Raw genomic sequence first — 24,996 nt, 5'->3', positions numbered from 1 at the left:
TGTTAGTAGCTTCATTGAATTGGGTGCTTAGGCACCCCTTTCTTTATCTTCATGTTGTTTCCTCTATGGTTGTACATATCTATTGAGTCCGTTAGGGTTTTATACCTAAGTATGTTGAAATTACTCGGGTACAACATGAGTCGAAACACTAAGGAGGGTTTTACAGTGCAGGTACATGGCAGGGAGTTGGATTTAGATCTAGGAAACCGTCACGTCGTTATTCAACGTCGCTATGAGGCGTTAGGTGCTGCCAACGATCTGCTCATAGCTATTTGGTTTTTAATTGGTAGTTTTTTCTTTTTGAATGATTCGTTGATTGAAAGCGGGACTTGGCTGTTCATCGTAGGCAGCGCACAGTTGATCATTAAGCCCCTGATAAAACTGATGAGTTTAGTTCATGTTGGTCGCTTAAATAAGCAACTTTCTGGCACATCAACGAGCCGCTGAGATTACACGCCTATTTTGAGCACCTGCAAGCAAGAGGCTAATGAGCGGGTTATCGAGGGGAAAGAGGGAAACATAACGTGGTCACAACACTAACCACGTTATGTTCAGCTTGAAGCTTTAGAATTTAAAACGGATACCAGAACAGTTGTGTGTCCATAACACGCTTGCTGATCGCAGCAATCACTATCACCGCAATCCCCGCCATACAGATCATATCGGCTTTGGTCAGGGGTTTTAAGCTGTACCAAGTGCGAGATGAATGACGGCCGAAGCCACGCAGTGTCATCGCGTTTGAGATTTGGTCTGCTCTGTCCAAACTAGAGAAAATAAGAGGGCCAAGAATCTTCGCCACGTTCTTCATACGAGTGAACAACGGAGCCTTCTTACTCAGTTCTACTCCGCGTGCTTGTTGCGCGTGCATGATGTTAACAAAGTCCTTTTTCACTTCCGGCAAGTAGCGCAGCGTTAAGCTCACGGCATAGGCGATTTTGTAAGGCACACCCAAGCGGTTCAAGCTGGCTGAAAACTCCGTCGGGTGAGTGGTAAATACAAACACCAACGCGATTGGGAACATGCTGAAGTATTTCAACGTCACTGTTACTAGATAAAACAACGTCTCTTGAGTGAGCGAGTAATTACCGGGTAATGAGAGTAAAACCGTTGATGAGCCCATGAACTCAGTACCTTGTTGCGGTGCTAACGCGAACATAAACAGGGCATTGATCAGCAATACCGTGCCTGTACCGAGTAAAAGTGGTTTGTAGACATGAAATGGCACTTTGGTCATTTTCAATAAGCCCAAACCAAGCACGATCAACAGTGCAATGATTCGCAAGTCAAACGTGGTCAACACCACCGTTACCCAAGCAATGAAAAGCAAGAACTTAGTAATGCCATTCAACTTATGAAGTGGCGATTGGGTATCGATGTAGTTGATACCAAACTTCATCTTATTGTCTTTCATGCCACTGCTTTCTCTGGTTGGTTTACTTCGCCGCTTTTTTGTTGGCGGTGCGCTTTTTCTACATTGATAAAATGCTGCATAAAGCCGTTGGTGTCTTCGATGCCAACTTTCGTAGCCAACTCAAACAGACTTGTTGTGGTGAGGTTCGCTTGTTCTAGTAGCTCTGGACTGCTGAATACCTGCGTCATTGGTGCATCCGCGACTAATTTACTGTCTGCAATCACGATAGAGCGCGTGGTGTATTCCAGCACTAAATGCATGTCGTGGGAGATGATCATCACGGTTACGCCCAACTCGCGATTGAGCTTTTCGATGAAACTCAGCATAGACGTGTAGTTCCGGTAGTCCTGACCTGCCGTCGGTTCATCAAGGATCAGAAGCTCTGGTTCCAAGACCAAAATTGACGCAATGGTCACGCGCTTTTTCTGGCCGTAGCTCAATGCTTCGATTGGCCAGTGACGGTATTTGCTCAAACCGCACAGCTCAAGGACTTCAAGTACTTTAGCTTCGATTTGTTTCTCCTCAATGCCACGATTACGGAGGCCGAAGGCCACTTCGTCGAAAATCATGTGATGGGAAATCATGTGATTCGGGTTTTGCATCACCACGCCCACTTTCTGGCTGCGCTCGAAGATGGTCAGTTCGTTAAGATCTTGACCATTCATGCTCATTGAGCCGCTATCCGCTTCAATAACGCCCATAATCAGTTTGGTGATGGTCGATTTACCCGAGCCATTTTTACCAAGTACAGAGACAAACTCGCCACGCTTGATGTCAAAACTCACGTCTTCTAACGCGTTTTTCTCACCGTCGTAAGAATAGGTGAGGCCACAGACTTCAAGTAAAGTCTCGGCTGGTGTTTTAGGTCGTTGTGCTGTTGAACCATCAAACCATGCTTGTACTGCTGGTTTATATTGCTCTAACGGTAATGTGGTTAAGCTAGAAGGTTTTGCATCGCCCTCAATCGCGCAGCCTGCTTCTTTCAGAGCCGAAATATAAAGCGGTTCGCGGATGCCGTAATCTTCTAGCAGAGGCGACGCTAAAATTTCATCTGGCGTTGTATCGGCAATGATTTCGCCGCTTTCCATCAAGATAATACGGTCAACTGAGCGATGCAGAACGTCCTCAAGACGATGCTCAATGATTACGATGGTTTTGCCTGTTTCGCGGTGTAGCTCATCGATGATCTCGATGGTTTTTTTACCCGTTTTAGGGTCAAGCGCAGCTAGTGGTTCATCAAACAAAAGAATATCGACGTCATCGACGAGAATGCCCGCCAAAGAGACACGCTGTTTCTGGCCGCCAGATAAATCGTGGGGAGAGCGATCTAACATCTGTTCCAAGTCGACCATTTTGGCCGTGGCTTTGACCAATGGGTACATGTCGATGTTAGAAGTTAGCTGGTTTTCCAGCGCAAATGCGATGTCTTCGCCAATGCTCAAACCGACGAATTGGCTGTCCGTATCTTGCAGTACGGTGCCAACTTGCTCAGTGTATTGGTGCATGTCGAAAGGGGCGGTGTCTTGACCATTGATGGTCAATGTTCCACTGGTTTCCCCTTTGATTGCGTGTGGGATCAGTCCGTTAAGACATTGCCCAAGGGTAGATTTACCACTACCACTTGGACCGATAATGACGATTTTCTCTCCTTTCTCTATCCTTAGATTGATATTTTTTAGCGTCGGTTTGTCCAGCGACTCATATCTAAAAGAGAAGTTAGAAAATTCGATTGTCATTCGACATTAAGCCTCTGTTAAGTTACGGCTTTGCTTGTTACGTTTAGCGACAGACTTAAGAATGAAGAAGCCAACAATAGCAATAAGAATAGTGTTACCGATCGCGATAATTGAAAGCTGGGTAAACACTTTAGTGAACGGTTCTGCGTATAAAATCGTGTCGAGGAATGCAGAGCAACCGTAACCAAATACGTTGCCTAATAGCGCAAGTACTACGAATAACGCGAAGTCTTTCATATTGAAATCGCCTTTCTCTAAACGGTAGCGCGTTAGAGAAGGGAATAGACCAATAATCAAACCAACAATACCTGAACCAAGTACCCAAGTGAGCCATACGCCCCAACCTGCGAATAGGTCAGTGACCCAGTGGCCAATAAAACCAACCAAAAAGCCAACAAGTGGGCCAAATAGTACTGAGAACAATGCTAATACTGCCATGGCTGGTTTTAGCGTTGTGTTTGCAAACACAGGGATGCCAAACATAGGTAAGCCACCGATGCCGTAAAGAGCAGCACCAATTGCAATAACCACAACGGTTTTAGCAGAAAGATTCATAGATAACCTCAGTTCAATGGTCGATTTTAAAGAACGTTCATTTATATTGTTGGAAAGCATTGGTTATTTGATTGTGTAACATATATCCAAAACAACCAAGTTGCTTATTGTTTGCTCTATTTTTCTTCAGGAAATGTGTGATTTGATTCACGTATCCCTTTGACTGGCTTTGTTTTTTTAGCAAGCATTAAAAATAAGGCGCGCATTATACAGAATATTGATAAAAGTGGGAATGCTATCTGTCTGGATGGCTAGAATGAAATCGGAGGCTGATTGTCAGCCCCCGATTACACTTTCTGATACTATTTTCATCGATAAATGAATGAGCTAGCTGTTCATTAATGGTCTAGGTACAAATAGTTCTGCCAGCTCTTCATGCGAATCAGCACTTTGCGCATCACTGACACGTGAGTAAAGCTGTCTGAGTAAACGGCGACTTCAACCGCGGTACCCATTGGTAGGTGGTATTCGCTCAAATCGTCCGTGATTTTCAGCTTCGCAAATACACGTCCGCTTGTGCGCAGGGCATCGGTACCAAGCAGAGCACCTCTGGCTTGAATTTGGCTTTCACCAATAGCTGGAATCACGTCGATGACTTCGCCACGGAATACCTTGCCCGGTATCGCACGGAACATAAACTCCGCTTCAAAGCCTGCCTTCAAACGTTGTAGCGAGTTTTGTCTGAACGCTGCGGTGTACGTAATGTCTTCGGTATGAACGAAGGTCATTGCAGGGGCAAGCGGCAACGGCACAGCCATCACACCAGGGCGCAAAGCCAATTGCGTAACGTAACCATCGGTTGGCGCACGAACGACGGTTTGCTCAAGGTTGAACTCTGCTTTACGTAGCTCAGCGAGTAGTTGCGCGACTTGGGTATTCTCACCGCCGATTTCCGACTCTAATGCGATCTGTGCTTGCTCTTGCTGCAAAATGGCAACGTCTAGCATGGCTTCTGCCGCTTTGTACGCTTGGCGTCGAGTATCTAGATCTTGTTCTGTAAACGCGCCGCGATCAAAGCCCCTTTGATATCGGCTAAATTCTCTTTGCGCTTTATCTCTATCGGCTTGCGCTTTCAAAACCGCCGCTTCTGCTTCTCTCAAGTCAGACTCTAAACCCAACGCACCTTGGCTTGCTTCTTTCACTTTCGCTTCAAGGCGTGCGACTTCCGCTTCAAAAGGCACAGGATCGATTTTGAAAAGAATATCGCCCGTTTTGAGCGGTTGGTTGGCCTGGACTGGTACTTCCACCACGCGGCCACGTACACCAGAGACGATAGGCGTAGTTGGGAACACTTGGTTACCTAACTGAGTAAATGGGTGGTTGTAGTTCATAAGAAGGACGAGTGTGCCCACCAACACTACGCCGCCAAGTACGGCTGTAGGTACGGTCCATTTGTTCAAAGGAATATTAAAGACTTTAAAAATGGCGATACAAAGGGCTGTATAAGTCAGAATCAGCAATAAATCCATTATTCGTCCTCTTTACTTTGTTCAGTCAAAGGCCTTTGCTGAATCTTTTGTTGTTTCAACATCGATACTTCGTTTTTGAGTTCGTTGACTTCGTCGATGAGCTCTTCAAGACGGTGATGAATGTCGTGCGTTTCTTGCTCAAGTTGTTTGAAGCCCCAGCCTCGCTCCTTGCGCCACAATGTTGCCCATATCCATAAAAATGGCCACAGTGCATGTAAAGTGAAAAGGCTAACCCAGCCTGCGTAATGAATTGCGTCTTGATGAGGGTGTTCGCGTTCTTTAGCAATTTCATACGGAATATCATGAATAACGATAATCCCGTAGAAGATCACCAAAGCAACGAAGATGAGTAACCCAAGTGCAAAATAGTCTAGAAACATCTTACCTGCCTGTGCTTGTTACCTAATGGAAAATCTTACGTAAATGAACAGTTTAAGTATTTGTCTTAACTATCGTTCAATCAAGTTATTTTGTACTTGAATTATGTTTATGCGATATCCGTATCGATTGCGATTCGAGGACAATAAGAAGTGAAGGCGACTATATTCAAACTAAGTAGTAATAAAGGAAGGAATAGAGAATCAAAGCCACGGTTATGCCCCAAGTGAAGATTGGGGCATGGTTTAAAGTTCGGTACAGACTTGGTTTCGGCCATTGGCTTTGGCGCGGTACAAGGCTTTGTCGGCGCGATAGAAGGTACGTTGGGTATTCTCTCCTTCTCGATGTAAGGTAATCCCGATCGATACGGTCAACCCCCGCTCGCCAAGAATATCGTCCCAACCATATTGATAAATGCGTTCGCGGTAATTCTCGGCATGCATTTCTGCCCGTTCTAGATTGCTATTCTCTAGAATGACAAGAAACTCTTCACCGCCAAAGCGAACGCAAGAAGCGCCTTTAAATTTGAAGTATCCTGCTAATTCTTGAGACACACGTTTAATCGCTTTGTCTCCAACAAGGTGACTGAGCTCGTCATTGATGGACTTAAAGTGGTCAATATCGATGACCATCAACGCAAATTCAGTATCGTGCAAAAGCAGGTCTTTGAGTTTGACTTCTAACCAGCGCCGGTTGTGCAAAGAGGTTAGCGGGTCAGTAAAGACATCTTGCTGTAGTTGGGCGACCGTATTCTTATGTTGTTTGGTGGTTTCCTTGAGTTCTTTGTTTTCAAGTTCTGACAAAATGAGTTTGAGCTGTAGCTCAAAACGAGAAATTCGACGTAATTGAGTAGAACCCAACTCACCAATTGGAATGTGTTTGACAAGGTCAGATTCAATGCGAAACGCTTTTTTTTCACAGTTTAATGCTTTCTGAAATAACCCTTGAGAAGCGTAAACTTGACTCATTGCGTTGTAAAAATGCTGAGCGACAAGAGGAGACGAGTGCTTCTGAATTCGTTTACCGATAGAGTCCAGTACTAAGTTGGCTAAAGAGATGTGTCCGACACCGTTTAGACAATATGCGGTCTCGATTTTGACCATTGTGGACAACCAGTACGTGGTAGCACTGCCCGTCGTATACTGAACATTCGAGATAGCAAGCAATGCGTTAGGGTAATCCTCTTGCAAACGATGCAGTTTGGCTCGGTAGAGATGAATTTGCGCAGCAAGGTTTTTATCACTGACGAGGATACTTAGCTCTTCACACTCACTCAATAATTCTTGTGCATCTGCGGTACGGTTCAAACTGATGTAACAGGCAAGCATGTAAAGTTTGTAGCGCAGACGTAGGGAGCGACTGCTAATGGCGTGATCGATCGCATCGATTTTTTGGTAATAACGCAAGGCGCGATGGTGATCCCCATAGGCATCGCACAAATTGCCCATTCCAATAATAGCCAGTACGTACTCATCAATATAGCCATATTCGACGGCGATATTCGTTGCAGCGACATACTCGGTTAATGCTGCGTTGTAGTCACCTACTTCTACTAAACGATCACTCAAGCTTGCTTTTACAGACAGAATATCTTCTACATCGTCGGGTAAAACGAGCAACTCAAGGGCTTGTCGTAGTTCTTCGATGCTGTCGTTGAGCTGTTTAATTTCTCGTCGATACTCGGCACTAATGATATAGCAATGTGCTTTTTCTCGGTTCGTGGATGCAATATGTAACCCGATGTGCTCCCACAGCGTAATCGCTTCTTCACCAGAGACGGAAGAAGGATCGATGCCTGCGTCAGTCACCTTGCTAAGCAGTTGTTCCATGCTTCATTACCTCAATATAGCTTTCTTCGAGTTGCTCCAAAGTGAATGGGAAGGTCAGGATATCTTGCAAATACAGTATCGGTTTGGGACCTTTTAGCCCGCGACGTTTCCATGGATAGATGTCTAACATTGCCTGAACCGTACGATAGACATCTTCTGCTGCTTGACCTTTCTCTGCAATTAACATAGCTAGTCTGTCACTGGAAATTCGTGAGATGAGATCACTTGAGGTCGTCAATGCATGAACTAGCTCAGTACAAACATCGAGAAATTCGGGGTTTGCATGCTGAATCATAATGATCGCGTGGTTGGAGCGTTTGAGCTCTGTTTTAAACAGAACTAACTGTTCCCACCAGTAGGTCTCGGACACAACATTAGAAAACTGCTTTTCAGGGTCATATTCATGTTGAGAACGGATTCGATTAATCAGCTTACGCGCTCGTTGCTCTAGCTGGCGTTTGGAGCCGCGTGCTTTATCCATACTGACTCGATGAGTCTGTTCTTTGAGCATTTTAAGTGCATGTTTACGGTATTTTTTAAACGCGTTAAACGCTGATTCAAAATCACCTTGCTCTTCAGCAACTCGAGATTGCTGAAAGCAGATCTGACTTAGTAGCTCGCCGTTGTCAAAACTAAGCGCGGACTCTTCTGCTGCGAGTAGTAACTTTGCTGCACTATCCGTATTTTTGCGCAAGAGTTCGAGCCTTGCGCGGCTAATAAACGAGTGTGCTTTCATCCAAATTAGATCATGTTCAATAGCGAGTGTATGGGCCTTTTGTGTGGCTTCTTCTGCGGCATCAAGGCGTTCTAGCCCAAGTAGCGCTAGGCCTTTAAAGTCCCAGATCTCGGCTTGCCATGTGCTGTCATCATGATCTTTTAGTACTTCGGTTGCACCATCCAGCACAGTGAGCATTTCGACAAACTTATTCAGTAAGTAATAGTCCCAAGCCAACAGGATACGAGCTTTGCCTTCCAACCAAGCAATACGGACGTTGTTTGCCACTTTAACCGCCAACTCATGAGTGGAAGCGGCAAGTTGATGCTCATTTGTGATGCGCCATACGTTGCCAAGCCCAATTAGAGATTCGATTTGAATTTCAATATCATCAACGAGGGCGGATTGTTCGAGTGCATTAATCCAATATTGTTGGGCTGAGTAATACTTTGCTTGTCCCCAATATTGGAGAGCAAATAAATGAAGAATTTCGGGCAGGTGGTCGTCGGTTTCAAGTTGGGTTTGCTTGTTGTAGGCGTCTTTGACTAGCTTTAAGCCTTGTCGGTAATCCATTAGGCACCAACAGCACTGCGCCATTATCAGCAATGCTCTGATTTCACCATCCACAAATAAAATTTGCTCCGCGCGGATACGGTATTGCTGCGCAATACTGAAGGTGTGTTCAGGGGCCGTTTTTATTTGGCCTTTAAGCTTTTTGAGCTCATCTTCTAGCTGAATTTGGTTTTTATCCAACGTTCACATCCATGACTATCGAACTGGAATTCACACCTAATATTAAGTGGTTAGATGCATGTTTTATTACCAAAACGATGCGGATAACGCTTTGGTAAACGATTAGGTGCCGTAATGTATACTGTCACAGCCCCTAATTACTACATCTAAATGCCAATAGTTACGATAGGAGCTGTTTGATGGTCAAAGGAGCATCAGTGACTTCTAGCCTTTGTGCGGCGGTAAGACCCTGCTTATCCTGATAGCACAAATTATGCCAAGCTCTGAATATATCTAAAAGAGGTAAAATTCCAGCAGGTCGTAATTTGCGACGTGGCTCGTTAATGAAGCTTTCGAAAAGGATCTGGAAGCGATTTTGATAGAACTGCACATGGCGAGTTGTTGCAACGTTAAACCATTTCTCGGGCTCATTTCTATCACCAGCGAGGTAGCAAATGCCTTTGTGGCTTTCGTCTTGAGTGGAGATCGCCCAGCGATCTCGCCACCAGCTCATATAGGCGATATCGACCTTGCCAAAAGGTGTGCTCATGTCCCAATTTGCGTCTTCTTCTACGTACATCAAGTCGACATTTTTCTCTTTAATTCGAGACAAACAAACGCTCAGTGCTGCCGAACGTAGTAGGGGGTCTTGAGGCATATATAGAGATACGCGTTTGTTGGGGCAACACATATCAAGTACATGCAGGTAATGAGCGTATGATGTGTAAGGCGGACGAACTAATGCACCTTTAGATGGGTAATGGAATACAGAAAGATTACCAAGAGGATCTTCCACGTTACCGCGAGCCAAAATGGTTTGGTATTTTTGGTCAATACGCTCACGCAGGAGGTTCGAAGGTTCCGCTGGCGGTTCACTTGCTTCCGCTGTGTACTCTTGGGAAACAAAACGAGAGACCTCGTCGTACGGGTTATGGTCTAGCGTGGCGATTGGCTCTTCATCAGCAGAATAGTTCACATGTTGACAAAGAATATAGCCTGAGTGGGCTTCACCAGAAACAATCCAGTAGACACCATTATTGCTGTTTGGCTGCAATGCAACATAGTTTGAGGCCAATTCATAGTGCGTTGCGTGGTTTACCCAACGAGCATCAATAGTGGCTAATTTACGGCGACAGCGACTCGCAATATGATCAACATGGTCGTAAAAGGTTTTCGGGTTGATACTGAGTTTTCGGCAGATCTCGCGCACAGAGTAACCAGTAAACAATAAGCCCATTAAATTCTCTTGGAATTGTAGCTTCTTGTTCGCGCCTGACCATTTATCAACAAAGGTACTTTGACACGCTTTACAACGGTAACGTTGACGATCACCACTGTAACCGAAAGCGTGGTAGAGGTGTTTATGTGTGTGGACGGATAGTCCAAAGTTCTCGCAATCATCATTGCGGCACGCAGGCAACCCGTCACTGTGGACGTGTCGCAGGCGATGAAGTTCGTTCACGACATCGCGATTGTTAAGTAAGGGGGGGAAAGCTCCACATTCACGGCATACCATCGCCGGACGTTTAGGGTTAGCATGTTGCAGAACGTAACGCTTTGCATCACTCAATCCAAAGTTGTCACACGCCAATGTTTTACAAAAGTTGAGTTGTAACCCATCTGCGTCTTTTGGCAGTTCGCCGTTAGACACAATCGCCCCCTCGGGATAATTCGGGCAGCCAGCAATAACTCTGGCTGCAAATTATTACTTACTACTTGTTCTTAGATGTTGATTGCGGTTTCTAGAGCAACTTTCATCATGTCGTTGAACGACTTTTGACGCTCTTCTGAGCTTAGTTTTTCGCCACGGATGATGTGGTCAGAAACCGTTAGGATAGTTAACGCCTTCGCACCTAGGTCTGCAGCAACACCGTAGATACCAGCCGCTTCCATGTCTACACCTAGGATACCTAGTTTTTCCATCTTCTCGAAGATGTCAGCTTCTGGTGTGTAGAACAGGTCTGCAGAGAATACGTTACCAACTTTCACTGGTACTTGTTGAGCACGCGCTTGGTTTACCGCTTCTTCTAGAAGGCCGTAGTCAGCGATTGCAGCGAAGTCGTGGTTGTTGAAACGGATACGGTTTACTTTAGAGTCTGTAGAAGCACCCATACCGATAACAACGTCCATTAGGTTAACGTCGTCACGTACCGCACCACAGCTACCTACACGGATTACGTTTTTCACGCCGTATTCTGCGATTAGCTCGTGTACGTAGATACAGCAAGAAGGGATACCCATGCCGTGACCCATAACAGACACTTTTTTGCCTTTGTAAGTGCCAGTAAAGCCGAACATGTTACGAACGTCACAAACTTGCTTCACATCTTCAAGAAACGTTTCTGCGATGTATTTAGCACGTAAAGGGTCGCCTGGCATTAGAACCGTTTCAGCGAAATCACCTGGTTGTGCATTGATGTGTGGGGTTGCCATAAGTGCTCTCCAAAGTTTTGTTTTGATAAAACGCCTCTAGTATAGAACGCTATTACCAATTCTGTTGAACTTGTTCGTTTTCGTTGAAGCAATAATATCGGGACGTACAGTAGCCCCTTGAGAGCTTAGTCACAAAAACCACGCTTTTAGAAACCATGAACATCATTGATAACTAAATCTGTTGAAAGCAAAAGAGCAATCGATTCGCTTTTGAGCGATTTGTCGATTGCGCGCACAAAATGGACTCTGAGAACATCAAAAACTTTTGAGAAAGCGCTGATCGAAATGCTCTTGAGAAGAGTAAAACGATTAAATTGTACAATTTATTTTCTTGTACAACCTGAAAAGCCTTGCTATAAGTTATACAACAAAACATTTTGTATAGGGATGCGTCATCATGGAATCTTCAATCAAAGTAGGTATCAGTTCTTGTGTTTTGGGTGAACGAGTTCGTTTTGACTCTGGTCATAAAGTAAGTAACTTTGTGACTAAAGAGCTCAGCCCATATTTTGACTTTGTTTCGGTATGTCCCGAAGTGGGCGTCGGAATGCCAGTGCCGCGACCAACAATTCGTTTGATTTCCGAAGAAGAGCGTGTGGCGCTGGTAGAAACTAAAAATCCAGAAAATGACCATACCGATAATATGCTTGCTTACTCTGCTAACAAAGTGGAGGAACTACAAAGCGAGCAACTTTGCGGTTACATCGTCTGTGCCAAGTCTCCAACTTGCGGTATGGAGCGCGTCAAGGTTTATAGCAAAAATAACGCAGCGAAAGAGGGCGTCGGCTTGTACACACAAACGCTGATGAAAAAAATGCCTTGGTTGCCCGTCGAGGAGGATGGCCGACTCAACGATCCTGTATTAAAAGAAAACTTTATTACCCGAGTATTTTGCCTGAACGACTTTTATGACTCGATGGACGGAGAGCCAACTCGAGGCAAAATTATCGATTTTCATTCGCGCTATAAGTTGACCTTGATGGCGCATCACCCTGAGTCATACCGCTCTCTTGGTCGTTTAGTTGCCGATGTCGCTAGCTATGAAATCGAAGAATTCTATCGAGAGTATCGCTTAGGTCTTATGAAGGCACTTGCGAATCGTGCTAGCCGAAAAAACAACACTAACGTACTAATGCATTTACAAGGGTATTTTAAGCGCGCTTTAACTAAAGACGAAAAAGAAGAATTAGCAACAGTAATTCATGACTACCGCACTGGTACATTGCCATTATTAGCACCGTTGACATTGATTAAGCACTACTTAAACACTTACCCAGATGAGTATTTAGCAAAACAGAAGTTTTTAGAACCGTATCCGCAGGAGATGAGATTACGCTATGGTTTGTAGTTCAGAAGAAAAACTATACGCGATCCGAGATGTCGCAGAAATCACGGGTGTGAAGCCAGTTACGCTGAGAGCTTGGCAGAGAAGATACAATTTGATCCAGCCTCAGCGAACAGAAAAAGGGCACAGACTTTATCGACAGCAAGATCTCGATACGATTCGTGAAGTCCAGAGTTGGCTCGCGAAGGGGATTGCCATCGGTAAAGTAAAGGGACTTTTGGGAAAAAGTGCGGACGTAGAAGTCAACAATGAAGTTCGTACTCTCGAAGAAGTAGAAACCATGTTATCAGCACTTTCGAAACTGAATCGAGGCAAAGCGGAAAGCTTACTTGCTTCTGTTCTCAAAGAGTATCCATTGAACTTGGTTATTGAACAATTTATTGACCCTGTATTTGACGCGCTGGAGATGGTCAAAGGATCGCTGAGATCGTTGCAGATGGGGTTATTTCAAACTTGTTTGATTACTCGTCTTGCCCTTGTTATCGACTCTGAAAACAAAGCCGCTTCCAAAGGGAAGTGCTTGCTTATCAGCTTTGAACAACATAGGGAAGCAGAGAGCTGGATTCAAGCAGCGAAGTTGTGTGAGCAAGGGTATCACACGACGTTGATCGACAAAGTTGATGATGTCTCTGGTTTACTGGAGCACGAAGTTGTTGATAGCTACTCGCTCATTTACCTGTTTTCCAATAAAGCGCTGGCAGCTAAGCAAGTGGAGTCTATCAAAATGCTTCAAACACGTTTTGGCGAACGTATTGGATGTTCTGAAGTGATTGAGAAACTGCACCTAACAGAATAGACGAAACGAAGGAGACACCATGATCTTAGTATGGTTTCGACGTGATTTACGAACGTTAGACCACACCGCACTTAAAGCGGCGTTAGATTCAGGTCAGCCTGTTGTCGCTTGTTTTATCGCGACGCCAGAGCAGTGGCGAGAACACCACATGGCGCCGATGCAGGCGGATCTCATTGCTCGTCGTTTAGAGTATCTCAACGACGAGTTGGAAAGCCTGAATGTTCCTTTTTTATACAAAGAGGTGCCGTCGTTTTCTGATTGTACCGAAGTGATTAGTGAATGGGCGAAAACACTTGAAGCAACGTCTGTTATGGCGAATATTCACTATGAAGTGAATGAACGAGAGCTCGATGCACAAGTGAGTGAGGCGCTAGCTTCCCATGATATCGACTTTGAACTGTTCCACGACAAATGTGTGCACCCACCAACGACGGTTCTCAATAAGCAAGGTGAGTATTTTAAGGTATTTACACCATTCAAACGTGCTTGGTTGACGCAGTTTCAAATGCCAGCGGTAACAAAGCCTCAAGAACAAGCGCCGCTAAGCAGCAAACTATTGGAACAATTAGAGCCGATTCGATTTAGTTCAGACTTCACGTTTAGCTATCCCCGAGAGTCCAGCGAGGATTGGTTTGCTTCGACCAATGATGTTTTAAAGCAGCTTAGGGAATTTGCTCGTGAGCGCAGTGATGCTTACAAGGAAGAGCGAGATTTTCCGGCTATTGATGGCACCAGTCAACTGTCTCCCTATCTTGCGATTGGTGCATTGTCACCAAGGCAATGTATTGCTCGCTTGTATGCTGAAAACCAACAAAATGACCTAACAGAAGGAAAAGCAACTTGGTTGAGTGAGATCATTTGGCGTGAGTTTTATCAGCATCTGTTGGTTTTCGAACCAAAGCTCGTTAAAGGCAAAGGCTTTATCGACTGGGAGGATAAAATTCACTGGTCTTATGATGAGCAGGCTTTTGAGCGATGGAAGGCTGGAGCGACAGGGTACCCGATCGTCGATGCAGCAATGCGTCAGCTCAACCAAACAGGCTGGATGCATAACAGGCTTCGTATGGTTGTCGCGAGCTTTCTCACCAAGGATTTACACATTGACTGGCGTTGGGGCGAAGCGTACTTCATGAGTAAGCTGGTGGACGGCGATTTCGCAGCAAACAATGGTGGTTGGCAGTGGTCTGCATCGACGGGTTGTGATGGGCAGCCGTACTTCCGTATTTTCAACCCGATAAGCCAAGGTGAGAAGTTTGATTCTGATGGCCAATTCGTGCGCCACTGGGTGCCTGAAATCAAAAGTGTGCCAAACAAATACATCCATAAACCTTGGACTTGGGAGGGATTTTCTTTACTGGAATATCACAAGCCGATGGTTGATCACAAGACAGAAAGAGAGATAACCTTACGGCTCTTTAAAAGTGCCAAGGAATAAAGTGAAATGCTTAGCAAAAAGCGATCAATGAGTTTCGCAAAACGTACGCTGTTATCTGTATCGTTATCTTTAGCGAGTGGTTTGTCATTCGCTAAAATGTACGAGCTACCAGAGGATGGCAGTCGTTTAATTGGTCGCCTTGAAAACCACGTCGTGCAAGAAGGCGAAACCATGGCAAATATTGCCAAGCACTACGATGTCGGGATGCTAGGTTTAATGGCGGCAAATAAAGGCGTGGATCCCTTCTTGCCAGAAGAGGGACACGTTCTTACTATTCCAACACAACTGATCCTCCCAGATGTACCCCACAAAGGCATTGTCATTAATTTAGCGGAGTTGCGCTTATACTACTTCCCGAAAGGAGAAGATATTGTGCATGTATTCCCCGTGGGAATCGGGCGAATTGGGCGAGACACCCCGGTGATGACAACGCGTATTAGCCAAAAACGTCCAAACCCTACGTGGACGCCGCCAGCCTCGATTCGTGCCGAGTACAAAGCGAAGGGCATTGACTTGCCAACCGTTGTACCTGCCGGTCCAGACAACCCGCTGGGCATGTTTGCATTGCGTTTAGCCTACGGAAATGGTGAATACCTTATTCACGGTACCAACAAAGACTTTGGCATCGGTATGCGAGTCAGCGCGGGTTGTATTCGTATGGACCCGAGCGACATTGAATGGTTGTTTGAAAAAGTTCGTAACGGTGAAGAAGTGAATATCATTAACCAACCAGTGAAAGTATCACTAGAGCCGGACAGAAGTGTATTTTTAGAGGCACATGAGCCATTGACTCGCAGCAATGGTGAGAAAGATCACCTACAGGTACCAAAAGAGTTAAAGTGGTGGCTGGATGAGTTCGGACTGAAAAATGTGAAGGCTAAAGCAGCGATTGCCGCACAGAATGGGGTTCCTGTCGAAATAACCGCGCCTTAACAGGCGTTAAGACGCGGTATCAAATCTTACTTAGTGTAATCAGTAGCTATCGCTACAACCCAATAAAATAAAGGGTTTTACTGCTATTTCAATACCTTATTGAATACCCATTCAATCAATATCACTCAATACTCATCAATATAAATAAAATTTGCCGCCACTTTGTCGCCATTTTTTGATAAATAAGTGGCTACAACCCTAATCTAGAAATAGGGTTTAGTTCGGCTGCTTGAATCAGGTGATCTGGTGAGAAATGGGAATAACGCATTGTCATTTTGATGTCACTGTGACCAAGGATTTTTTGCAATACCAGAATGTTGCCGCCTGCTTCCATAAACCGACTGGCAAAGGTGTGGCGAAACACGTGGGTATTTTGCCCATCAGGTAAGTCAGGGAATGTTTGGTTGATGATGTAGGAAATCCCGTGAAGACAGCCTTTAAACAACCGATCCTTTTCTCCTGTTCGTTCGAACTCAATCAACTCGTTATAGAGCTTCTCTGTGATTGGAACTGTGCGGTTCTTTTTGCTCTTGGTATCAATGAACGTGATTTTGTACTTAGTGATCTGAGGAAGTCGCAGGTTATTTGCCTCTGAGATTCGTGCCCCAGTCGATAAGCAAATCTTACACACAAGTTCGAACTCTTTAGCTCGCTTGCTTTTACTAATTCTCTCGAAAAGCGCTGTTATGTCTTCGTTAGACAAGAAGCCCATTTCCGATTCATTGACGGGAATAGATTTTACGCTGGCAAGTGGGTTTGGTTGCGTCCACTCACCAAGGGAATTCAGCTCATTGAAAACCGCACGTAGATATCTCAAATCAAGATTATTAGTAGGCGCGGAGATTAATTTGCCAGATTTAGTTCCCGAGTGGCGGTGCTTGGCTTTTCGGCTAGAGCGCCAGTGAACAAAGTCTTTGGCCGTGAACTTGATTGCAAACGGGTTGCCGAGTTCTTCAACTATAGTGCAGAGGCGAGGGTAAACTTTTTTAGCAGATTTTAGGTGTTGGCCGTGAAGCTTGTACCAGAGTTCAACTAAATCTTGAAGTGTGCGTAAGTCCTTTTTGTCACCAAGCCAAGGTTTATCATCCACTTCTTTCATCAAAAACTTTTCGTAGGCCAACGCTTCACCTTTAGTGGCGAAGCGTTTTCTCTTTCTGGCACCGCTCCTGCCTTGTGGGTAACACTCACAAAGCCATGGTTTTTTGCTGCCGTCTTCTGTTTTACGTACAGACATAGTTTTATTAGACGATAGCTTCGCCAGTATCTACATCACATAGAGCAACGATACGGTCGACTCTAAACGTTCTTTGACTATTGCGAAGTAAACAATGAGCTTTGATGTAATGCTGATCTTGTTGATTTACGTCGACCTTATTCAATATGATATTTCGGTCACTTGCTTTCCCACTTGCATCCGCGTAACTCATGAAATATTCATTACCAAGTGTCAGGTCATTCAAGAATGAGTAATCACTTACTCTTACTAAAGAAGCTTTTGGTTTTGCTTTAAGTTTCTTAGCTTGAGCTTGTAAAGCTTTTTCTTTTTCTTGAGATTCTTTATCCGATTCTCTTTTCTCTACGTTGTCGCAGAAGTCTGATAGGAGAGCGAACAACTCTAGAGCTTCAGCAGAATCAAGAACCTTGTCTTCAAGAACTTCTTCAACAGTTTTGTATAGTTCCTTTGTTCTGTAGTCGTCTTTCGATTCAGGGTAACGGCGTAACCACGCTCTAAGCTTTTTAGATTCTTCTTGGTCAACTTCATCATCTTCAAGGATTTGAAGTGATAGTTTATACAGTGCTTTTTCGCGTCGTGGTGTCAGGGTTTCGACTGTTAACGGTTTTACTTCTTCTTCGCCATCACGAACTTGAGATGGGGAACTTTCAGGTGTGGCTCTCTCACTTGGGGTTGATGGTGCTGGATTGGATTGTTTGTTTATCTGCGCGCTACCACCTTTCTGCTTGGTTTTTGAAATGACTTTCTTTACTAGAATAAAGAGCCCGTTCAGTGCTCCAAACCAAATCAATGATGACAAAGTATAAAATAGGAAAAGTTCACCGCCATTTTCGGTTTGGCTAAAACCTAACCACATTAGAGCGGTAAGCATTGCCCATAAAACAGATATAACTTTCACCCACTTAGGATGTTGACCTTTGATTACCCAAAATACGGTGGGTACAGGTATAGCAACAGTTGCCAGTTTTAATCCAATTTTCATTATTATTTCCCTAGCCAATTAACCATTTTTTATTCTTTGTTCATGCTCATGGTTACGCGACCTAGCACATTAATGTCTTCTTCTGATGCTTCAATGGTCGAATTGCCAAAGCTGATCGCAAGTTTTTTGCCAGGTAGCCTTTGAACATGATTTATCGAGTGGGCGCCGTCAATTTCAATCAAATAGCGGCCTGATGTGGCATGTGTTTCTTCACTGTTAATAAAGCAACGTTGACCATCATGTTCGACAATGATTGTTTTGCTGGCTTTCAGTCCGTAGCCGTCAAGGGTAAGCGAATCAAGAGATAGCGATCCTCTTTCTTCCAATTGCCCGTTTACGATTGAGTTCACCTTGATTGAATCTGCAGGTACTTGCTCATCATCAAAAGGTTTTCCCTCACCAAGAGCCAAATATCTAACTGATGCGCCGGACTTTAGGTGTTCACGAACTATCAACTCAAAGCCAGTTCTATTGTGAGTATGCCAAGTAGAAAAGGTTGAATTGGGAACGCCATAGTGATCACTAAGCAACTCGAAAGTTTTACAACCAGTCACTTCTTTTAGCTTTTCAGTAAATTCACGCCCGCTTAGATATTCATACGGCGGAACTTTTGCAGGAATTCTGCTCATTTGAGTATTTCCCTAGATATTCAAATACCAAAATGAGTAATTAATTTGACTTGAGAAGCAAAAATTCTGTTTTAAGGAACTAAAAATCTTGCCAAAACAGAAAATTCGATCTAATAATTACTCAAACGCGAAATTGATGCTCCATGTCTCACCAATAAGCATCAATAATTCTTAAACGAGTAGGATACCACTATGGCAACTATTCAAATAGCAGTTGACGCACCTTTTTGTACTAAAAAAGAATTTCTTCGTCGTACTGGCTGGTCATCAGCATCTTTTGATCGCGCGCTAGCAAAAGGCGACATTCCAATCCTGCCTAAAGAGGGTTCTAGAAGCTCTGTTCTTGTGAACATGGTTAAGTTCGCTCAAAAAATGGCGGAGCAACAAGTATGAGCTTCGCTATCCCACCTAAAACCAAACTCACTCTGCAAGATGCTAAGAGTGAGTCTTGGGAAGATAAATACCCAAACAAATGTCCTCTTTGGCTGAATATTATCGGCTGGTCATTCGTTTTCGTCCCTTTCTTCTTTAATTGAGTATTAGTTATGGCTACAAATAACTCAATGTCCGTTTTTTGCGAGTCCAGACAAAAGTCATTTGACGAGGCTTGTTGCTCATTTGCGAATTCAGAGAACATGGCACACATCGCCCGTGAAATGGGAATGAGCGAAGACTTGCTTCGCGCCAAGTTGAACCCAGGTCAGCGTCATGTAATCAAGCCCGTGGAAGTTGTTGCGGTTTCGAAAATAAGCGGCAACTACACGCTCGTTAATAGCCTTTTGCTTGGGCTCGATATGGTGGCAGCACCAGTCAAAAACGCAGAAGAAGCCGAAAGCATTGTTGAGCGACTTCTAAAACACAGTGCCAATGCTGGCGAACTGTCTACTTGGGCATTGCAACACAGCAATGGCCCACGCCTATCACGCACTCATAAACAATCACTTATCCAAAAGGCACAAGCTGGCATCGGCAACCTTGTGCTTCTTATCAACGATATTGAAAACCGCACTTCTGGCGCTTCCCCAATTTTAAGTATGGGCGTGGACTTCATTGCCAATGGTGCACCGATTCCAGGCTTAGCCTAAGGAGTAATGATGAGCCAGTTAGCTAGACAACATGAAACACATTCCCCTGTCCTAGAAAGCAAAACACCAAGCGCACTAGAAAGCATTGCTGCTTGTAAGTCCCTTTTCGATAAAGGCGTAAAGCGTCAGAAGCTGCGCAAGATGTATGACGAAATGAGTGACCGTAACCGTGGTTTGATTCTTATTGCGGGTGGTATGCCTGCAAAAGATTACAGCCGCGAGTTTGATTCGTTTGATGACCTAGAGCTGCAAAAACTCCGTTCTGGTATGCAATTTTTGAAAGAGATGGTGTTGAAGTTTGACCGCAAAGTGGGCGATGTCCGCCGTCTGAAACATTCCGATATTTGCAAAGTTAATTAATAACCTAGCCAGCCTTTGCCCCTGCTGTATTCCACAAGGAATGGGGGCTTTTTTTTCGTCTTAGCGTAGGAGCATAGAAGATGAATAACAAAGTCTTAGAAGAAATCAGAGATTCGTTAAACGAGATTAAAGCACTAGCTACACCAGTAATGGTAGTTACTGCTGATTACACTCCTGAGCAAGAGAGACAGTTAAGAGAGTCTCTTGGGAAACACAAGTTTGTTGATGTTCGTCCAGTCGAGGTGTCGCAAATTAAATCGTGTTTTAGACCAGAGCACAGAGATATTCACGACATCGTTCACGCTATCAATTTGTTGGCGATGGCTAACACTGATGTGATTAATGTATTCGCGGACTTTTCTGGACACATAAACTGTTTCAGAGTTGACGCAGATCCAAAGAGCACCGTCTACGAGGAGGGAGTCCCAAGAGTTCGGTTGATGAGGGAGTATGTGTATCTTGATCACGACGGTGCGCTAGAAAAACTCTTATCCATCGAAAGCCAGCTAACAGAGCTGATCATTGAAGCCCGTGAAGAAGCCGAAGCAAAAGCAGAGGTGGAAGCATGAGCAATATCACCATCCATGAATTAAAAATTCAATCCGTCCATTTCGATGACTTTCTTGCACACCGCAAAACACATGAAGTTCGAATCAATGATCGTGATTACCAAGCTGGAGACTGCTTAAACCTACGCGAAATTGATGCAAACGGGGAATACACCGGACAAGAAGCGAATGCCGAAGTTAGCCACGTTTTACATGGTGGTCAGTTTGGTATCGCAGAGGGTTGTTGTGTCCTGTCTTTAAAAAGCGGTACCAGTAAATCAGCTCTAAACCTGATCTGCTTTTTGCGTGATCGCCTGCAGGAAACATGCGACTGCATTGATGCAAGCCACGACATTATCAAGTTTGCTGGATTCACAACCGCAGACGCTGAGAGGACGGCCAATGATGCACGCGCATTTATTGAAATGGCTAACGAGTTTCTAAGCACTCTTGGGGAGGGTTCAAAATGAGTTCTACCAACGGAAAAGTAGTACCACGCGAACTTTACCCAACGCCAGATGAATGCGTGATTTCTCTATTAGAGAAGTTAACGTTTCGTCCGTCTGATAAGTTTCTTGAACCTTGCTATGGCACTGGCGCGATCTTCGAAAAAGTCGTGTTACCAGAGAGCCAAAAGTCATTTGCTGAAATCGAAAAGGGTATTGATTACCTAACAACAGATTTTGGTACTCAAGACGTAATCATCACCAATCCACCATTTTCACTAACGGAAGAATTCATTCGCAAAAGTCTAACTGAGTTAGCACCAGACGGAACAATGGCATATCTGCAGCGTGTTAACTATTTGGGCGCAACTAAGCGTTTACCTTTTTGGAAAGAAATCGGCTTCCCTCAAAAAACTCCGGTTATCGTTCCTCGCCCTAGATTTGTTGGCGGTGGTTCTGACTCATGTGAGTACATGTGGTTTATCTGGGACAAAGGCAATCGCTTCGATTTACCGCAAGGGCTAAGCCATATCATTTCTGCAGGTTTAGTGGTTTGTGATGTTTGCTTACATGAAATCAAGAAGAAGGACTTCGTTTGCCAAGGTTGCGGCACACCAGTAGTTCATGAGGTGGCAGCATGAGCAAACTAATTACATCACTCAATCTTGGCGATGACCAAATCCAAATCTTTGAAGGTCGCACTTTAACGTTTGAAAAGTGCGCTGTGGTTTCATTTCAAGAGCAAGACGGTTGGGGCGTCACTATGAATATTTCCCCTGACCACGTAGACACATTTCTCAGCACACCTTCAATGCAAACGAGCTTCCTAGCGTTCGCCAAAGAGAAGTTAGGAGTAGCAGCATGAGCACTATCGTAAATAACCCAGTAAAACAAACCAAAGTGATCATGATGAATGGTCGCTACTTTTCTAACTTCGGCAAAAAGGGGCAGGTGCAAACAGCTTGGTCATTGGCTGGTGCGCAGCGATTTAACATTAGCTGTGATCTAAACCCAGTGATCGCCAAGCTAGAGGAGAAAGGTAAAACATACACGATTGAACAAGTCGAACTGTTTGAACGAGTGGATTGCTACCCGCCAAGAGAATTCTTTAAGTTGTGCTATCGCCTAGAACGAATGATGAAGCAAAGCTGCACGTATCACTCGTTCGAAGCTTACAAAGCCTTCAATCATGACGCGAAATTCAATCTAGTCGAGCAAGTTATGCTGACGACGACACAATGCAAGATTGCTGAACGAAACAATTCTGAAAAGGTCGTGGGAGATGTCGAGTTCTTCTTTGAAACTGTATTTGATACAGAGAAAAAAGAATTTGCGCCAATCGCGGAACGTCTAGAATTGTTCAAGCTCTACAAGGCTGGATTGGAATCCGTTTTCTTTGGTCAATTCGGAATTGAAGAGATTCCGTTTTGAATATTCAATCCTACTATCAAGCAGTAAAACCTTTAGCTCGTCCATGGCAAGCCCCTTTGACTGAGGTTGAAGTGGGCTGCTTTGCTGCGCGTCGATACAACACTATTGTTGAGCCTGATGATCTCAGTGTTCTGGAACGTAAGCTGTTCGAAGCGAACCCAGAAGACTTCGAATGGGCGCGAGAAAGAATTAAAGACCTACCGGATTACTTAACCAAGTATTTCGTGACTCGCTACATTTCCGTTTTCGAAAAGAAAAGCAGAAGAGAAGCGAACATCTTTTTGCGTGAGCGCATGGGGCCAGCTGCAGATCGTGCACTTATGGTTTTGCGCAAATACAAAAAACTACCGACAACCCAAAAGGTTTCTTTGCTTAGTGAAGAGTTTAGCGACACTGAGCAAAGCGACTTTGCCAACAATAAGCAAGCGTACTTTGATTTTGACAAGGTAGAGCGCAACCGCAAGCCAGTAAAAAGTCGATTGCTCGCAGAGCTGGAGCCATCTGAAATCAAAGAGATGGCTTTTAAAATCTCTAATATTGTTGACTGCTTTAGACTGAACGAAGGACGAAAGTACCATGCAGAAACGGATTTAGGTACTGAAATGGCAGTTGTGTTCACCTATGAACAAGTTGCTAAGTTCGTGACCAACACTTTTGGTGTTAAGCCTCCTCGCAAGTACAAAGAGCAATCTGAGCTATCTGCACTGCAAGACATTTCAAAGCTGATTAGCGAGAAGTGGTGGTGTGGCCGTCTTAATAAAATCCGCAAAATCATGCGTGAGCACCTAGCCATTGCAATGGGCCAAGTCTCTTCTAAGGCTTCGCCGTATGCGTCATGGGATTGTGTTCGTGAACACCAAGCACAACAAACCGCCAACTATGAATACATCAAGCAATGCCAGTTATTAGATGAAGAAACAGGCGAAGAAGCTGATCTATGGGATATGGTCAAAAAGAGTGTGGCTAACCCTGCGATTCGTCGCCATGAATTGATGGTGCGTTGCCGTGGCTGTGAAGACATCGGCAACGAGCTTGGTTTACAAGGCCTGTTCTTAACACTGACCACGCCAGCTAAATATCACAACTCATACAAGAAAGGCGGTTTCATTGGTCACTGGAACGGCGCAAGCCCACGTGATGCGCAAACGTACTTAAACAATGTATGGCAACGAATCCGCGCCAAGTTAGGCCGAAAAGACATCCGTTGGTTTGGGGTTCGCGTTGCAGAGCCGCATCATGATGGCACACCACACTGGCACTTGCTTATCTGGGTTAAGCCAGAGGACAAAGAGTTAGTTACAGAAATATTTGTCGATTACGCGACGAAAGAAGACAAGCACGAGCTATTTGATAAACAAGGCAAGTTTGATCACTCGGCTCGTTGTGATGTAGGTGAAATTGACCCAGAGAAAGGCACCGCAACAGGCTACATCGCTAAATACATTTCCAAAAACATCGACGGTTTCGCGATGGACGATGAAGTATCCGACGAAACTGGCAAGTCAGTTAAAGACATGGCGAAAAACGTTAGTGCTTGGAAAAGCCGTTGGAACATTCGTCAATTTCAGTTCTTTGGTGGTGCACCGGTTACGACTTACCGTGAATTACGCCGCTTTGCTAACCAGAACAAAAAAGCGTTTATGGAATACCTCTTCATGCAAGAGCGTGTCGACCTACTCACTATTTACTCGATGCTACAGCGTGATTTGGTTGGGCCTATCAAGCCGAGCAAGCTGATCACCAATGAAGAGTTGATGAAGGTGATCGGTGATAGCTACCAAGCACGCACCAAGTCAGAAGATGCAAGCATCACAGACACTTTAAAAGCTGCCGACCATGGTAACTGGCAAGGTTACATCATGGGGCAAGGTGGCCCATTCGTTAAGCGTGAAGATTTGCTGATCGTGAACTCTTATGAGGTTTTGCCGTTTGCTTCACCACATGGGGAAGACGTTCGCAAAATCGAAGGTTTCGCGACACCAGAAGAAACCATCAAAACTCGCACCAAAGTTTGGACGATTCAGAAGAAATCAAAGGTTAACGATGAAGCTAAAGCGTGCGCTCTTGGGAGCGAAGCGACCGCTTTTGGAGCCTCTGGCTCCTCTCGGAGTTCTGTCAATAACTGTACGGAGCCCGAGAAAGTACAGGTCTGCGATCAGCTAACTCGTTTACTCAATCCTAAACAGATTAAGGCGAAAGATTCGCCAACCATGGATGATGCGACACTGGCCGCGTTACTAAGAGGTAGTTCAGTTCGCGTCGATGAGGCGACCAGTATTCAAATCCGCCCTGCGGAGGTAGACGAACACGGCAATAAACGCCCAGCACAGCTAGTCGAAATCAGCCGTGCACCTGCAGAAGACAGGAATTGGATGGAATTTGAGAGTTGGGACAAGGTATTTGCCCAACCAGAGCAAGTAAAAGATGAATACCAACAACCAGACCTTTCGTTCTTCCCTGAGTTGGAAAGCGACTGGCCATTAGCGTAGTGAAAAGACAACCAACATTTTTATG

General features: G+C 44.7%; 27 protein-coding genes. 15 read left to right on the top strand and 12 right to left on the bottom strand.

Translation table 11 applies throughout. From position 1 onward, the window contains the following. Positions 1–135 precede the first annotated feature (135 nt). Positions 136–447 (top strand): YrhK family protein, encoded by a 312-nt coding sequence (locus FR741_RS22295; RefSeq protein WP_043884592.1) that lies wholly within the window; start codon positions 136–138, stop codon positions 445–447. A gap of 124 nt (positions 448–571) precedes the next feature. Here the strand turns inward: FR741_RS22295 and FR741_RS22290 are convergent, their stop codons facing one another. From FR741_RS22290 to deoD, 9 genes are all read right to left on the bottom strand, one after another. Beyond that, positions 572–1,411, bottom strand: coding sequence for an energy-coupling factor transporter transmembrane component T family protein (locus FR741_RS22290; protein ID WP_005394899.1), 840 nt, complete (start codon positions 1,409–1,411; stop codon positions 572–574). Then, positions 1,408–3,147 (bottom strand): ABC transporter ATP-binding protein, encoded by a 1,740-nt coding sequence (locus tag FR741_RS22285; protein ID WP_167427748.1) that lies wholly within the window; start codon positions 3,145–3,147, stop codon positions 1,408–1,410. The genes FR741_RS22290 and FR741_RS22285 overlap by 4 nt, the downstream gene beginning before the upstream one ends. A 6-nt stretch (positions 3,148–3,153) precedes the next feature. After that, positions 3,154–3,702 carry an ECF-type riboflavin transporter substrate-binding protein gene (locus FR741_RS22280; protein ID WP_005375133.1) on the bottom strand — a complete coding sequence of 183 codons (549 nt, stop codon included), beginning with the start codon at positions 3,700–3,702 and terminating at the stop codon, positions 3,154–3,156. A gap of 338 nt (positions 3,703–4,040) precedes the next feature. Continuing rightward, positions 4,041–5,171, bottom strand: coding sequence for an HlyD family secretion protein (locus FR741_RS22275; protein ID WP_005394904.1), 1,131 nt, complete (start codon positions 5,169–5,171; stop codon positions 4,041–4,043). Continuing rightward, positions 5,171–5,551 (bottom strand): DUF3302 domain-containing protein, encoded by a 381-nt coding sequence (locus tag FR741_RS22270; RefSeq protein WP_006741936.1) that lies wholly within the window; start codon positions 5,549–5,551, stop codon positions 5,171–5,173. Before FR741_RS22270 ends, FR741_RS22275 begins: the two co-directional genes overlap by 1 nt. Before the next feature lie 243 nt (positions 5,552–5,794). Continuing rightward, entirely contained in the window at positions 5,795–7,378 is a 1,584-nt protein-coding gene (locus FR741_RS22265) for a diguanylate cyclase (RefSeq protein ID WP_167427747.1), read from the bottom strand. After that, complete coding sequence (locus tag FR741_RS22260; protein ID WP_167427746.1) at positions 7,362–8,846, bottom strand: hypothetical protein; 1,485 nt, start codon at positions 8,844–8,846, stop codon at positions 7,362–7,364. The genes FR741_RS22265 and FR741_RS22260 overlap by 17 nt, the downstream gene beginning before the upstream one ends. A 160-nt stretch (positions 8,847–9,006) precedes the next feature. Then, positions 9,007–10,476, bottom strand: a complete 1,470-nt coding sequence (locus FR741_RS22255) for a hypothetical protein (RefSeq protein ID WP_005394913.1) — start codon at positions 10,474–10,476, stop codon at positions 9,007–9,009. 71 nt (positions 10,477–10,547) lie between these two features. Next, positions 10,548–11,258 carry a purine-nucleoside phosphorylase gene (deoD, locus tag FR741_RS22250; protein WP_005394915.1) on the bottom strand — a complete coding sequence of 237 codons (711 nt, stop codon included), beginning with the start codon at positions 11,256–11,258 and terminating at the stop codon, positions 10,548–10,550. 397 nt (positions 11,259–11,655) lie between these two features. Here deoD and FR741_RS22245 point away from each other — a divergent pair, with 397 nt between their 5' ends. From FR741_RS22245 to FR741_RS22230, 4 genes are read left to right on the top strand one after another with little or no spacing between them, the layout of a single operon-like run. Continuing rightward, complete coding sequence (locus FR741_RS22245; protein ID WP_065646347.1) at positions 11,656–12,606, top strand: YbgA family protein; 951 nt, start codon at positions 11,656–11,658, stop codon at positions 12,604–12,606. Further along, a complete protein-coding gene (locus tag FR741_RS22240) occupies positions 12,596–13,399 on the top strand; it encodes a MerR family transcriptional regulator (RefSeq protein WP_047009571.1) in 804 nt (267 codons plus the stop codon). The genes FR741_RS22245 and FR741_RS22240 overlap by 11 nt, the downstream gene beginning before the upstream one ends. Positions 13,400–13,418: 19 nt before the next feature. Beyond that, positions 13,419–14,834 carry a deoxyribodipyrimidine photo-lyase gene (gene phrB / locus FR741_RS22235; RefSeq protein WP_167427745.1) on the top strand — a complete coding sequence of 472 codons (1,416 nt, stop codon included), beginning with the start codon at positions 13,419–13,421 and terminating at the stop codon, positions 14,832–14,834. A gap of 6 nt (positions 14,835–14,840) precedes the next feature. After that, the gene (locus FR741_RS22230) at positions 14,841–15,767 is read left to right on the top strand and encodes a L,D-transpeptidase family protein (protein WP_005394922.1); all 927 of its coding nucleotides are present in this window, start codon (positions 14,841–14,843) and stop codon (positions 15,765–15,767) included. Positions 15,768–15,957: 190 nt separating this feature from the next. On the opposite strand, the gene FR741_RS22225 is transcribed toward FR741_RS22230, so the two are convergent. The 3 genes from FR741_RS22225 to FR741_RS22215 are packed head-to-tail and all read right to left on the bottom strand — an operon-like array spanning position 15,958 to position 18,612. Further along, positions 15,958–17,001 (bottom strand): phage integrase, encoded by a 1,044-nt coding sequence (locus FR741_RS22225; RefSeq protein ID WP_167427744.1) that lies wholly within the window; start codon positions 16,999–17,001, stop codon positions 15,958–15,960. A gap of 7 nt (positions 17,002–17,008) precedes the next feature. Beyond that, entirely contained in the window at positions 17,009–17,983 is a 975-nt protein-coding gene (locus tag FR741_RS22220; RefSeq protein WP_167427743.1) for a hypothetical protein, read from the bottom strand. Positions 17,984–18,012: 29 nt separating this feature from the next. Then, on the bottom strand, positions 18,013–18,612 hold the full coding sequence (locus tag FR741_RS22215) for a phage repressor protein CI (protein WP_029837866.1): 600 nt from the start codon (positions 18,610–18,612) through the stop codon (positions 18,013–18,015). 192 nt (positions 18,613–18,804) lie between these two features. Here FR741_RS22215 and FR741_RS22210 point away from each other — a divergent pair, with 192 nt between their 5' ends. The 10 genes from FR741_RS22210 (at position 18,805) to FR741_RS22165 (ending at position 24,971) form a co-directional block, all read left to right on the top strand. Further along, positions 18,805–19,005, top strand: a complete 201-nt coding sequence (locus tag FR741_RS22210; RefSeq protein ID WP_167427742.1) for a Rha family transcriptional regulator — start codon at positions 18,805–18,807, stop codon at positions 19,003–19,005. Then, complete coding sequence (locus tag FR741_RS22205) at positions 19,002–19,148, top strand: hypothetical protein (RefSeq protein WP_167427741.1); 147 nt, start codon at positions 19,002–19,004, stop codon at positions 19,146–19,148. Before FR741_RS22210 ends, FR741_RS22205 begins: the two co-directional genes overlap by 4 nt. Positions 19,149–19,175: 27 nt before the next feature. Beyond that, positions 19,176–19,697, top strand: coding sequence for a phage regulatory CII family protein (locus FR741_RS22200; protein WP_408646638.1), 522 nt, complete (start codon positions 19,176–19,178; stop codon positions 19,695–19,697). 9 nt (positions 19,698–19,706) lie between these two features. Beyond that, positions 19,707–20,057 (top strand): hypothetical protein, encoded by a 351-nt coding sequence (locus tag FR741_RS22195; RefSeq protein WP_167427872.1) that lies wholly within the window; start codon positions 19,707–19,709, stop codon positions 20,055–20,057. 80 nt (positions 20,058–20,137) lie between these two features. After that, positions 20,138–20,626, top strand: a complete 489-nt coding sequence (locus FR741_RS22190) for a hypothetical protein (protein WP_167427739.1) — start codon at positions 20,138–20,140, stop codon at positions 20,624–20,626. Continuing rightward, a complete protein-coding gene (locus tag FR741_RS22185) occupies positions 20,623–21,075 on the top strand; it encodes a DUF3850 domain-containing protein (protein WP_167427738.1) in 453 nt (150 codons plus the stop codon). The genes FR741_RS22190 and FR741_RS22185 overlap by 4 nt, the downstream gene beginning before the upstream one ends. Beyond that, positions 21,072–21,692, top strand: a complete 621-nt coding sequence (locus FR741_RS22180) for a DNA methyltransferase (protein ID WP_167427737.1) — start codon at positions 21,072–21,074, stop codon at positions 21,690–21,692. Before FR741_RS22185 ends, FR741_RS22180 begins: the two co-directional genes overlap by 4 nt. Continuing rightward, positions 21,689–21,916 (top strand): hypothetical protein, encoded by a 228-nt coding sequence (locus FR741_RS22175; protein WP_167427736.1) that lies wholly within the window; start codon positions 21,689–21,691, stop codon positions 21,914–21,916. The genes FR741_RS22180 and FR741_RS22175 overlap by 4 nt, the downstream gene beginning before the upstream one ends. Beyond that, entirely contained in the window at positions 21,913–22,482 is a 570-nt protein-coding gene (locus tag FR741_RS22170; RefSeq protein ID WP_167427735.1) for a hypothetical protein, read from the top strand. The genes FR741_RS22175 and FR741_RS22170 overlap by 4 nt, the downstream gene beginning before the upstream one ends. After that, a complete protein-coding gene (locus FR741_RS22165) occupies positions 22,479–24,971 on the top strand; it encodes a replication endonuclease (protein WP_167427734.1) in 2,493 nt (830 codons plus the stop codon). Before FR741_RS22170 ends, FR741_RS22165 begins: the two co-directional genes overlap by 4 nt. Positions 24,972–24,996 lie beyond the last annotated feature (25 nt).

The sequence above is a fragment of the Vibrio diabolicus genome, from assembly GCF_011801455.1.
Classification (GTDB): domain Bacteria; phylum Pseudomonadota; class Gammaproteobacteria; order Enterobacterales; family Vibrionaceae; genus Vibrio; species Vibrio diabolicus.
This window is presented reverse-complemented; position numbering and strand designations above follow the sequence as displayed.